Source organism: Pseudodesulfovibrio sp. S3 (genome assembly GCF_004025585.1).
In the GTDB taxonomy this organism is placed as follows: Bacteria; Desulfobacterota; Desulfovibrionia; order Desulfovibrionales; family Desulfovibrionaceae; genus Pseudodesulfovibrio.
On record NZ_QTZO01000006.1, the window covers coordinates 49444 to 61426 of the forward strand.

The following is an 11983-nucleotide window of genomic DNA, read 5'->3' on the forward strand; positions in this document are numbered from 1 at the left end:
ATCTACTTCTTTTTGAATATGTCTTTGAGTGCAGTGATGCCCATTTTGCGACGCAGGAAACCAAGCTGGTTCTGCAGGGGCAGCCCTTTGGGACACACATCTTCGCAGGCCAGCAGGCCCATACAGCCGAAGATGCCTTGATCGTTGCCGATTACTTCGTAGTAATCCTTGTCGGTGCGTTCGTCGCGAGGGTCCACCACGAAGCGGGCCACGCGGTTGAGGCCTGCCGCGCCCAGGAAATCGTCTCGGAGGCGGGCAGTGCCGCAGGCCGAGACACAGCAGCCGCATTCGATGCACCGCTCCAGTTCATAGATTTCCTCGGCGATGGAGTTGTCCATCCGCTCTTCTTCCTTGGTGGGATCGAAGACCTTGGATGTGTGAACCCAGGATTCGGTCTTGGCATACATCTCGCGGAACCAGACGCCGGTATCCACGGCCAGGTCGCCGACGAGCTTGTACACCGGGAGGGGAAGGAGGGTTATCTTGGAAGGCTGGTCCTTGATCTTTGTCTGACATGCCAGGCCGGGCCGCCCGTTGATGACCATGGCACAGGCACCGCAGATACCGGCGCGACAGCAGAAGTCGAAGATGAGACTCGGGTCCTGCTCCTCACGCAGTCTGTTCAGGGCAATGAACAGGGTCATGTTCTGGGTCTCTTCGAGGGTGAACGTCTGCATGTGCGGGACGTCGCCCTTCCTTTGCGGATTATACCGGAATATTTCGAATTTTATTTGTCTACCCATGATGCATTCCTTTATTAAGCGGGGTTACTTCTTCTTGCCGATCTCGGTGACGGGGCTCTTGACGGTGCGCTCCTTCACGTACTTTTCGTCGGCAGGAATGATCTTGCCGCCGCCGTAGCCGCGGTCACCCGGAGGCAGTTCGAAGAGCGGAGTGGTGTCTTCGTAGGAGAGCTCGGGCATGTCGGCTCCCTCGCGCCAGTAGGCCAGGGTGCGGTTGAGCCAATCCTGGTCGTTGCGTTCGGGGTAGTCTTCGCGGTTGTGCGAACCTCTGGATTCGGTGCGCATCAGCGCGCTCTGGGCGATGCACATGGCCAGCTTGACCTGGCCTTCGAGCTTGAGTGCCGCGGCCAATTCGTGATTGGGACCGATGCCGTCGGAAACGAGCCCTACCTTGCGGGCCTTTTTCAGGGTTCCCTGAAGGGTCTCCACGCATTCTTCGAGTCCCTGCTGATTGCGGAAGACGAAACATCCCTTCATCAGGGCGTCCTGCATCTCGTTGCGGACATCGTAGACATTGAGTTTTCCGTTGCGACCATGCATCAGGTCGTGGATGCGTTGTTGTTGCTTCTTGACCGCGCTGTTGATGCAGCCGGTGTCGAACTTCGTCTCATACCCTTCGAGGAATTCGACGATCTTTGCGCCGATGATGCCGCCGGCAACGACGGTTTCGGCCAGGGAGTTGCCGCCCAGGCGGTTGAAGCCGTGCATGTCCCAACAGGCGGCCTCGCCCGCTGAGTACAGTCCTTTCAGCCCGTATACCGCGCCGTCCTTGTCGGTCCGAAGGCCGGCCATGGTGTAGTGCTGGGTGGGGCGGACCGGGATCAGTTCGGTGCGCGGGTCCACGCCGAGGAAGTGGTGACAGATCTCGTCGACTTCGCGCAGCTTGGTGGAGATGTGCTTGTCGCCCAGGTGGCGGATGTCCAGCCAGAGGTGTTCGCCGTAGGGGCTCTTGACGCCCTTGCCTGCGCGCATGTGTTCGGTCATCCGGCGGGAGACCACGTCGCGGGAGGCCAGTTCGGCCTTTTCCGGCTCGTAGATGTGCATGAACCGCTCTTCATTGCAGTCGAGCAGGGTTCCACCGTCACCGCGGCAGCCTTCGGTGACGAGGATGTCCGTGGGGACGATGCCGGTGGGGTGGAACTGGATGGACTCGGGGTTGCCGAGCGGCACCAGTCCGGTGTCGTGGGCGATGATGTGACCGCCGCCGTCGCAGATGACCGCGTTGGTGGTGGCCTTGTAGATGCGTCCGAAGCCGCCGGTACAGATGGCCGTGGCCTTGGCCAGGTAGACTTCGAGTTCGCCGGTGCGCAGGCAGCGGACAACAGCGCCCATGCAGACGTCGCCGTCATGGATGAGGGAGATGGCTTCCTTTTTGTCGAAGACGTCGATGCCGAGCTGGGCACAACGGTTGTCCATGGTGCACATGACCGCGTGGCCCGTGCCGTCCGAGGTGTAGCAGGTGCGCCACTTGGCCGTGCCGCCGAAGGAGCGGGCCGTGATCAGCCCCTCGTTTTCCTCTTTTTCGTATTTCTCGAACTTCTCTCCGCCCTTGAAGTAGAATGACTTGCCCGGAACGACCCGGTTCCAGGGTACGCCCCAGTGGGCCAGGCGGCGCATTTCGATGGGGGCGGCATCGGCGAAGAGGCGGGCGACCTCCTGGTCGCAGCCCCAGTCCGAGCCTTTGACGGTGTCGATGAAGTGGACGTCGGTGCAGTCCCCTTCGCCTTTGGCACAGTTGCCGAGGGCGGCCTGCATGCCGCCCTGGGCGGCGGAGGAATGGGAGCGCCTGGCCGGAACAATGGAAAGGCAGGTGGCCTTGAAGCCGTTCTGGGCCGCTTCGCAGGCTACGCGCTCACCGGCAAGCCCGGCTCCGATGACGAGCAGATCTGAATAATATGTTTGCATGAAAAAATCCTCGTTAGCCTAGCGTTACAAAGCGGATCAGGGTGATGATGCCGATGACCATGAAGATGGTGAACAGGGTGGATTCGAAGAGCTTGAACCCCTTCCGCTGGTCGGATTTCACGAAGCCCCATTTCACGGCGATGCGGTAGAAACCGACACTGACGTGCAGTTCAACGCACGGAAGCAGGATCATGTAAAAGATGAACCACCAGAAGTGCTGCATACGGGCGGCGGACTTGGCGGCGGTGATGGGCAGGTCGTTCAGGACGACCCACATGTGGATTGCGCCGAGGATCAGGATGATCATGGCGGTTCCGGCCTGGACGACCCAGAGCCATGTGTCCCGGTGCTTGAGCATCTTGGCGTGCTGCCAAATGGTGACCTGACCTTCGGCGCGGAAGGGAATCTTGCGTGCCGCGATAACGAAATGGGCCAGGAATGTCAGGAAGATCATGGGGCCGCCGACCTGGGCCATGTAGGTGACCTCGAAGAAGTTGGCGATGGCGTTCATGATGCTCGGCGAAATGACCACCGAAGAGACGAGCAGCATATGGCACCACATGAATAGGATAAGGCTCGCTCCCGTGAGCATCTGAAGCCAGTCGAGACCGGCGTCGATGCGGGATGCGCCCGGGACTGATGACGTGTAGGTTTTCATCATTGGTACACCTGTTGTTCAAGATTGGTTGGAATCTGGCGTTTGCCAGGGCCTCATGATCAATGTCGCCAAGCCGGGTGGCGGCCGTGGCCAGCGCTGCGGGACGGTGAGAGAAGGTCGTCCTGCGCCGTACCGGCCTCGACCCCCACTGTGCCTTCAGACCTCCTGAGAGAGCGTGGATCGCAACATGCCACCAATAGCAACAGGCATGCCAGCGTGTTGGGTGTCACAACACGCTGGAATGAAAGGAATTGTTTTTTGAAGAGAGAGGGGGTGAGCGATATTCCGCCTATGGATCGAGGGCCATAGGCAAGAAATCGCTGACAGGTTATTCCGGGCGTTTCAAATTGTATTTCGCCATCTTTTCGTTGAGGGTCCGCCGGGGAATCCTGAGGTCCGTAATGACATTCTTGATATTGCCGCCGTGGCGCAGGAGCGATTCCTGAATGAGCTGCCTTTCGAACAGATTGACCTGGTCCTTGAGGGAGACGGCGGATTCTCGCTGGTCGCCGATTTCGCGCGACAGGAGTTTGGGGATCCTGTCTTCAGCAGGGAGGGAGGAAAGGACGTATCGCTCGGCAAGATTCTTGAGTTCCCGCACGTTTCCGGGCCAGTCGTGGCTCATCATGACAGCCAGGCTGCCCGGTCCAAGGATGTCTGCGGCCCTGCCGTATGTGTCTGCGGCCCGTTCGAGGAAGAAGGAGAAGAGCAGGGGGATGTCCTCCTTGCGTTGGCGCAGGGGCGGGACAGACAGTTCCAGGGTGTTGATGCGGAAATAGAGGTCTTCTCTCAGCCGTCCCTCTTCAATGGCCTGGCGAGGGTCTTCGTTCATGGCGGAGATGAGACGGAAATTGATGGAGCGGGGCTTGTTGGCTCCCAGGGGGGTGATTTCCCGCGTGTCGAGAGCCCGGAGCAGTTTGCCCTGGACGTCCATGGGCATGGAGTTCATCTCGTCCAGGAACAGAGTGCCTTTGTCGGCCGCTTCCAGCTTGCCGATCCGGGAACCCTGGGCACCGGTGAAGGCGCCGCCGACATGGCCGAATAATTCGCTTTCCGCCATGTCTACCGGGATGGTGGCGCAGTTGAGTGCCAGGTAGGGGCCTCTGCTCAGGGTGCTCCTGTTGTGGATGGCGCGGGCGATGACCTCCTTGCCGGTTCCCGTTTCCCCCAGGATAAGCACGTTGGCGATGGTTGGCGCAATGTGGGCGATTTCCTTTTTCAGGGCACGCATGGACGGGTTGGTTCCCACCAGTCGGGCGTCAATGCCTTCGCACCCTTCAAGCGCTTGCTTCAACTGGCGATTCTCCAGAATCAACTGCCGTTTTTCCAGGGCGCGCTTGATGGTCTCGATGATCTGTTCGGGGTCGAACGGTTTTTCCACGAAGTCATAGGCACCGCCCTGAATGGCATTCACGGCCATGGCGATATCGCCGTGGCCCGTAAAGAGCACCACCGGGATATCGGGGTCAATGGCGGAGATTTCCTTCTGGAAGGCAAGTCCGTCCAGGCCGGGCATCTTCACATCGGAAAGGACGATCCCGGCGTAATCCGGGGCGATGGTTGCCAGGGCGGTTTGGGCATCGCTGAAATCCTTGACGACGAAATCAGACAATTCGAGCCACTGTCTGGCTGAATCGCGCACAGACTGTTCGTCGTCCACTAAAATGACTTGCCGCATGGTTTATTCACTCTCCTTTTTCCTGGCCAACGGGATGTGGACAAAGAATTCGGCACCCTGGCCTTCTCTGTTTGCCGCACGGAAATCACCGTTCATGTCCTTGATGATCTTGTACGATATGGAAAGGCCGAGTCCCACACCGTGCCCTTCCTTCTTGGTCGTGACAAAGGGGTCGAATATCTTTTTGACCCCGGGTTCCGAAATGCCGGGGCCATTGTCCCAAACGTGGATTTTGGCCCGCTCCTTGACCTTTCTCAAACTGATGCCGACGGTCGGGGATTTAGTGTTCTGTAATGCATCCAGGGCGTTGCGGAATAGATTTATGAGAACCTGCTCCAGCCGGAAGCGGTCACCGATGATGTAGACGGGCTCATCGGTGATGTGCATCTCAAGTTCGCAGTTTTCCACGTGAAACTGGTGTTTCATGAGGGTCAGGGATTCCTGGATTGCGAGCCTGAGGTCGAATTCGCTTTTCGTGTTCGAGGACTTTCGTGCAAAGGACTTGAGCTGGCCCGTGACGGTGCCCATGCGGTCGCCGAGTTCCGAGACCTTTTGCAGGGTGGGGTCCAGCTTTTCGAGGTCGTTGCGCTTGAGCATGAGTCGGCAACTGGCGATATAGGTCTTGACCGCAGCAATGGGCTGGTTCAGTTCGTGGGTTATGGCGGCGGCCATTTCGCCCAGGGCCGCGAGTTTGCCCGCCTGGATCAATTCTTCCTGCGCGGACCGGAGTTCGTGCTCGGTGCGTTTGTGTTCCTCGATTTCCTGGGCCAGTTTCTTGTTGATGTCCCGGATATGGCTGGCCTCTATGGCCTGAAGGCGGGAAATTTGCCGTTGTTGCCGCTCCCGGAAGAAGAGCCGGGTCAGCAGGGCAAGACCGATCAGGATGAAGGTGGTCATGGATATGCCGAGGGTTCGTTCCCAAAGCGGCCCCAAGGGCATGAGGTACGTTATTGTCCAGTCCATAACCGGAATGGAACGCGAGTTCTTGAGGAAGTTTTCCTTGCCTATTTTGACTTCCTGGGCCGAAGCCATGCGATTGGTGGTCTTGGAAGATAATGGCTTCAGTTTGAACTCGGGGTACTGTGCCATTTCATTGATTGTTTCTATTGTCTCTTTTGAGAGCGGGGCCAGGGTTCGGTATTTCCAGTCCGGGCGGCTGGCCAAAACGATGACGCCGTGCAGGTCCGCGACAAACAGGGTTTCTCCGCCTTCCTGCCAGATATTTTCCAGGGGCGAGAGGGCTATCTTGGCCACGGCCACGCCGACGATCTTGCCATTGCTTCGCACGGGATGGGACAGGTAGAAGCCGGGGTTTCCGACATTGACGCCCACGCCGTAGAATTTTCCCTGCCTGCCTGCCATGGCATCCTGAAAATAGGGGCGGAACTGAAGCTGAAGGCCCAGGAAATTTTTTTTCAGCCGCCAGTTGCTTGCGGCGATGACGGTTCCGTCGGTGTTGAGCACATACAGCACGGAGGAGCCGGCAATGCTGTTGGCCTTTTCGAGAAAAATGCTGACGATGTGCGGGTCGCCACCTTCGCTGAGTATTTTGGAAACCGTGCTGGTTTCCGATATCAGATAGGGAAGATATTCGAATTTTTTCAGTTCGGACTTGAGGGTGCTTTCGTAGAGGTTGAGCCGTTCAGTGGAGACGCGTTCGAGTTCAAGGATATAGTTGTACTGGACCAACGTGGCCACGCCCAGCGGGATGGCGAGCATCAGCACCATCGAGAGGACAAAAGGGCCGGTCCGTATGTTGATGCTGTTCAAAAAACTCATGGCCTCGACCTGATGTTGTCAGAATGGCGGGTGCAATCGCGAGTCGGCGGAAATCCGCTCAAAGGGAGTGGGCAAAAGGTGCCCGACAATTTTGAGTTCATCCTAACCGGCTTTTTTTGTACGTTTAAATCGCTATAAGTCATATCCTCAAAAGAGTATACAAGCAAGAATGATACCGCCATTGCCACGGTGCCCTCATTGCAGGGGAAAGTTGGAGGTCATGGTCACGGACTGGTCCGGAGCGAACCAGATGGCTGCATCGTCGGCATAGAAGGTGTCCATGAAGGTACGTCCGGCTTGCGGTCCCATGATGAATATGGTCGTAGCCAGGGCGTCGGCCCGTTCGGCACTGTCGGCAATGACCGTGGCTCCGATGGATTCGTCGGCAGAGAGCATGGTCGCCGGATCAATGATGTGATGGTGCCGTTCGGCGCTGCCGTCTTTTTCCACCGTGACGAACTGCTGATAGTCGCCGGAGCCGCATACGCCCCGTTCGCGGATGGTCATGGTTCCGTAGAGGGTTTTGCTCCGGGGATGACGGATGCCGACGGTCCAGTCCTGTTTGCCGAAACAGTAGAAGTCTCCGCCCGCCTCCACGATGCCCGCATCAATGCCCAGATCCTTCAGCAGCCGGACAGCCTCGTCGATGACAGTCCCCTTGGCGATGCCGCCCAGGTCCAGGGCCATGCCCTGTCGATCCAGGCGCACGCGGTGCTGCGCTTCATCCAACCGGACCTGCCGATAGTCGACCAGCGCCTTTTTGCTGCGGGCCAGGTCCGTGTCCAGGGCGAAGTAGAGCCGGGATGTGGTGAAGGCGCCGACAGTGGGGTCGAAGACGCCCTGGGATTGCTCGCTGATGATCAGGGTCCGCTTGAGGAGATCGAAGGTGCGGCGGGAGGGTTTGACCCATCCCAGCCCCGCACTGCGGTTGATCCGTTCTATGGAGGCGCCGGGGCTGCGGAAGTCGAAGTCCTGCTGGAGTGCGCGCATGGCGTCGACGGCCTTGGCGGCTGCGCGGTCGGCTTGGGTACGGCTGTCCGCCACCAATGTCAGGTTGACGATGGTGCCCATGGCCACGTCCGTGTATCGGTAGGTGCCTGGGGCGGCGTGGTCGTTCGGCCACTGCCCGTGCAGCCGGACCCCTGCCGGAAGGGCCAGGATAACGGCCAGGATCAGGGCCAGTGCCCAGGCCGTGCCCCTGCCGAAATGGAGTCGGGTTTTGAGCATGACCCCGGCCAGGGGAACGCAGGACAGCGCGCCGATGGCCGCGGCAAGCTGCAAGGGCGGGCCGATGGCGTGGGTTGCCGGGATCAGGAAACCGCCCACCAGCGGCCCGAGCAGGAATCCCGCACCGGCTGCGAACTGTGCGGTGCCGAAGATGAGGCCCTGGTTTTGCGACAGGCGAGCCGCCATGGCCATGGAAGCGGGTACCGAGATGGCCGTGCCCACGCCCATGGCGCAACCCAGGCCAAGGAATGCCCAGATGGTGCCGGATTCGCCCAGAAAGAACATTGCGCACGCGCTGATGAGCATGCCGTAAACGGTCAGGGCCTCTTCGTTTCCGGTCCCGTAGTACCGGTTCATGGCCGCAAGGACCAGGCAGGCGGCCAGGGCGGGAACAGCGAACAGGACGGCCACGGTGATGCCCCGGCCCAGGGCCGTGCTCAACAGGATGGGGTAAAAGGCGGCCAGGAACCCGATGCCGATGGTCCGGCCGAAGATGGCCAGCATCAATGCCCCGGTGTGGGTCTTGCCGTCGGAAATGTGTCTCGGCTGCGGGGCGGTTTTCGTCTTCAGCTTTGCAGGCAGCAGAACGGCGGTCAGCAGTGCGGCGGCCCCCATGCACAGGGAAACGGCTGTCAGGACCGGGGCGATCGTCCTGTCGAGGTACAGCAGGCCGCCCAGGAGCGGGCCTGTGAAGACCGCGATGTTGAAGACCAGCGCGTGGAGGGCGAAATATTTTGCCAGAGGGGCGCGGGAGGTGTTGCTGCCGAGGACGGCCATGCCCACGGGTTTGAGCAGGCCGGAGATCAGCCCCAGAATGAACTGGATGGCATAGAGGGTTTCCAGGCTTTGGGAGGCCAGGTACAGCAGCGGAGCCAGCGCACCGGTCAGGGTGGCGCACAGGAGCAGGGGTCTGGCTCCGAATCGGTCCGATGCCAGGCCGCTCAAGGGGGCGGCAAGGAGTTTTGCGAGATAGTATCCGGCAAAGGCGCTGCCGAGCCATGCGCCGCTGATCCTGGCGTCAAGGCTGACGAGCGGTACGGTAAAGGCAAAGAGACCAATGCCCAGAGAGGAGAAGAATCCATTGGCCAGAATGCCTGCGAGCGCCCGGCGTTCCTGGTTGGCTGAATTTTGGGTGTCCTTCATGGTCTTGCTCTGGGGAATGCGTTGGTTTCCTGCACACTGTGACTGTAAAAGGTTTTGCTTGCAAGACTCGGAAGCCGGAAAATGCGTCTGGCAACCGCATGGTTCCGGGCTGCCCAGGCCGGGAGTTTTCGGCTAGAGGTGATTGGACCCGGCCGCAATTTCGCAGATGTCCTCCAGCGCCTTGCCCCGAGCTTGCGCCAGTTTCTTCCACTTTCGTTTTTCTTTTTTCAGCGCCTCGATGGTGTGCAGCAGGTTCTTGACCGTCTGGGCGGGGTAGCCGTGCGTTGCACGGCTACCCTTGCGCAGTTCTTCGTCGTTGTGCTGCCTGATGGCGGCAATCTGGTTGGCGTCGAGGATCATCGGGGGTCTCCGGTCACCTTATGCAGTGGCGCAGAATGTTTCCTGGGTATATTCGACACGGTCCTTGTATTCTTCCTGTTTGCCCTTGTTCCAGCGGCCCACAGGACGATAGTAGCCCACGACCCTGGTGTACACCTCGGCCTCTTTGCCGCAGGTCGGGCAGTCGAAGTGCTCTCCATATATATAGCCGTGATCTTCGCAGACCGAGAACGTCGGCGTGACGGAGATGTACGGGATCTTGGTCTTGCTCATGGCCTTGAGCAGGAAGTTCTTCACGCTTTCCTCATCCGGTGCGGCCTCGCCCAGGAAGGTGTGGAAGACCGTTCCGCCATTGTAGAGCGTCTGGAGATCGTTTTGATGCTCCAGGGCAAAGAAGGCGTCGGAACTGGCGCCCACGGGCAGCAGGGTGGAGTTGGTGTAGTACGGGGTTTCTCCGCCCGAAGTGTAGATGTCGGAGTAGAGCTCTTTGTCGATTTTTGCCAGGCGGTAGCAGGTGCCTTCGCCCGGCGTTGCCTCAAGGTTGTAGAGATTGCCGGTCTCTTCCTGAAACTTCACGACCAGTCGGCGCAGGAGGTTGAGGGTCTGTTGCATCAGGCGTGAACCGGACGGGGTGTCGATGCCCTTGCCCAGCAGGTTCATGCACGCTTCGTGGCCGCCGATGAGGCCGATGGTCGAGAAATGGCCTTTGAAGCCGTTTTTCAGATAGCGTCGGGAGAACGGGAACATGCCTGCGTCCAGATTCTTTTCGACGATTTTGCGCTTGAATTCCAGGGATTCGCTTGCCAGTTGGGCATATTCGGAGACCAGATCGAAGAAGTCTTCCTCGTTGTTGGCGAGGTAGGCCAGCTTGGACAGGTTCAGCGTGACCACGCCGATGGAGCCGGTCAGATCGCCCGCTCCGAACAGGCCGCCGGTTTTCTTGCGGATTTCCCGCAGATCCATCTGCAACCGGCAGCACATGGAGCGGACGTCTTCGGGGTTGAGGTCCGAGTTGATGAAGTTCTGGAAGTAGGGCGCGCCGTATTTGGCGGTCATCTTGAGGAGCAGTTTTCCTTCCTCGGATTCCCACGGGAAATCCTTGGTCACGTTGTACGTGGGGATGGGGAAGGAGAAGATGCGTCCGTCGGCATCGCCCTCGATCATGACTTCAAGGAAGGCCCTGTTGATCATGGCCATTTCTTCGGCATATTCGCCATAGGTGGAGTCCTGCAGCTTGCCGCCGATGATGATGGCTTCCTTGGCGATGTGCGATGGCGGCACGAAGTCGAAGGTGAAGTTGGTGAACGGGCTCTGTCCGCCCCATCGCGAGGTGGCGTTCAGGTTGTGCAGCAGTTTCTGGACCTGCTGTTTGACCCCGTTGTAGTCAAGGTTGTCGTGCCGGATGAACGGGGCCAGGTAGGTGTCGACGTTGTTGAACGCCTGTGCTCCGGCCCATTCGTTCTGGAGTGTGCCGAGGAAGTTGACGATCTGGCCGCAGGCCGCGTCAAAGTGCTTTGCCGGTGTGGAGGAGCATCTGTCGCGCAGATTGAATCCTTCCAGCAGCAGATCGCGCAGGCTCCATCCCGAACAATACCCGGCCAGGCCGAAGGAGAGGTCGTGGAGATGAAAGTATCCATGGGTGTGAGCCATGCGCACTTCCTCGGGATATTTTTCCAGCATGTATCGCGCCTGGACCGATCCGGCCATGTGCAGGATCAGGCCCTGGTAGGAATGGACCATGTTGGAGTTTTCGCTGACCCGCCAGTCGATGTTGTCGAGGTAGCTTTCTATGACGGTGGTGATGTCCAGGAAGGCCTCATTCTGGGAGCGCAGTTCCCTGCGTTTTTCGCGGTATATGATATAGCGCTCGGCGACCTTGTACAGGCGTGCTTCCATGAGGACCTGTTGCACCATGTCCTGCACCTGTTCCTGCTCCGGCACATCCACGCCATCGAGCTTTTTCTCCACTTTTCCGGCCAGCCGTTCGGCCAGTATCGGGTCTTTGATGCCGCTGCCCTTGAGGGCTTTGAAGATTGCGTCGCCAATACGTTTGGTCGACCACGTTTCGATGCATCCATCGCGTTTTTGAATCTGAATAGGCATAAGGGTCTCTTGACAGGCAACAGGGCGCGGACCGTGTCAAAAAGAGGCGGAGGCCTCTTGATGTATTGCTTGTGCGGTTGCCGGTATCATTTCCAAAGGCAGGACCAAGGAAAATCCGGCAACAGTTGTCGGGTGTACACATTCATGTCCGTGTGCGGCTTCCGCGAACCGCATCCGGCAGGAAATGCTTCAGGTAGGTCTTCTGGCTTTCCCTGTCCGTTCCGCCTTCCCGCTCTGGGCAGTGGCTTGTTGGATCGGACCTTCCGTGGGGATTACAGCGGCGGGACCGCTCCGGCTTCGCACCGGATTCCCTGTTATGACCTTGCGGCCACCTGAAGGACATCTTGATGGCGATAAAACTATCTCAGGCAGGGCCGGACCGCAAGTCTGTTTTCGAAGAATTCCTCG

8 protein-coding genes and 1 riboswitch are annotated in these 11983 nt (G+C 59.1%); all 8 genes read right to left on the minus strand.

The features are described from left to right. Positions 1–2: 2 nt before the first annotated feature. The gene (locus tag DWB63_RS08575; protein WP_128328416.1) at positions 3–743 is read right to left on the minus strand and encodes a fumarate reductase iron-sulfur subunit; all 741 of its coding nucleotides are present in this window, start codon (positions 741–743) and stop codon (positions 3–5) included. A 24-nt stretch (positions 744–767) separates the two neighbouring features. Then, the gene (locus tag DWB63_RS08580) at positions 768–2648 is read right to left on the minus strand and encodes a fumarate reductase flavoprotein subunit (protein WP_128328417.1); all 1881 of its coding nucleotides are present in this window, start codon (positions 2646–2648) and stop codon (positions 768–770) included. 13 nt (positions 2649–2661) lie between these two features. Beyond that, positions 2662–3306 carry a succinate dehydrogenase/fumarate reductase cytochrome b subunit gene (locus DWB63_RS08585; protein ID WP_128328588.1) on the minus strand — a complete coding sequence of 215 codons (645 nt, stop codon included), beginning with the start codon at positions 3304–3306 and terminating at the stop codon, positions 2662–2664. 328 nt (positions 3307–3634) lie between these two features. Continuing rightward, positions 3635–4984 (minus strand): sigma-54 dependent transcriptional regulator, encoded by a 1350-nt coding sequence (locus DWB63_RS08590; RefSeq protein WP_128328418.1) that lies wholly within the window; start codon positions 4982–4984, stop codon positions 3635–3637. A gap of 3 nt (positions 4985–4987) precedes the next feature. Next, positions 4988–6763 carry an ATP-binding protein gene (locus DWB63_RS08595; protein WP_128328419.1) on the minus strand — a complete coding sequence of 592 codons (1776 nt, stop codon included), beginning with the start codon at positions 6761–6763 and terminating at the stop codon, positions 4988–4990. Between the two features lie 195 nt (positions 6764–6958). Further along, positions 6959–9133: an MFS transporter gene (locus tag DWB63_RS08600; RefSeq protein ID WP_128328420.1), complete on the minus strand. Its 2175-nt coding sequence runs from the start codon at positions 9131–9133 to the stop codon at positions 6959–6961. Between the two features lie 132 nt (positions 9134–9265). Beyond that, a complete protein-coding gene (locus tag DWB63_RS08605) occupies positions 9266–9493 on the minus strand; it encodes a hypothetical protein (RefSeq protein ID WP_128328421.1) in 228 nt (75 codons plus the stop codon). A gap of 18 nt (positions 9494–9511) precedes the next feature. After that, complete coding sequence (locus DWB63_RS08610; protein WP_128328422.1) at positions 9512–11575, minus strand: ribonucleoside triphosphate reductase; 2064 nt, start codon at positions 11573–11575, stop codon at positions 9512–9514. A gap of 174 nt (positions 11576–11749) precedes the next feature. Then, a riboswitch (cobalamin riboswitch) is annotated at positions 11750–11926 on the minus strand. Positions 11927–11983 lie beyond the last annotated feature (57 nt).

Coding starts and splice junctions, on each gene's coding strand:
- DWB63_RS08600 (WP_128328420.1), bottom strand. CDS start 9,133: ATGAAGGACACCCAAAATTCAGCCAACCAGGAACGCCGGGCGCTCGCA.
- DWB63_RS08590 (WP_128328418.1), bottom strand. CDS start 4,984: ATGCGGCAAGTCATTTTAGTGGACGACGAACAGTCTGTGCGCGATTCA.
- DWB63_RS08595 (WP_128328419.1), bottom strand. CDS start 6,763: ATGAGTTTTTTGAACAGCATCAACATACGGACCGGCCCTTTTGTCCTC.
- DWB63_RS08585 (WP_128328588.1), bottom strand. CDS start 3,306: ATGAAAACCTACACGTCATCAGTCCCGGGCGCATCCCGCATCGACGCC.
- DWB63_RS08580 (WP_128328417.1), bottom strand. CDS start 2,648: ATGCAAACATATTATTCAGATCTGCTCGTCATCGGAGCCGGGCTTGCC.
- DWB63_RS08610 (WP_128328422.1), bottom strand. CDS start 11,575: ATGCCTATTCAGATTCAAAAACGCGATGGATGCATCGAAACGTGGTCG.
- DWB63_RS08605 (WP_128328421.1), bottom strand. CDS start 9,493: ATGATCCTCGACGCCAACCAGATTGCCGCCATCAGGCAGCACAACGAC.
- DWB63_RS08575 (WP_128328416.1), bottom strand. CDS start 743: ATGGGTAGACAAATAAAATTCGAAATATTCCGGTATAATCCGCAAAGG.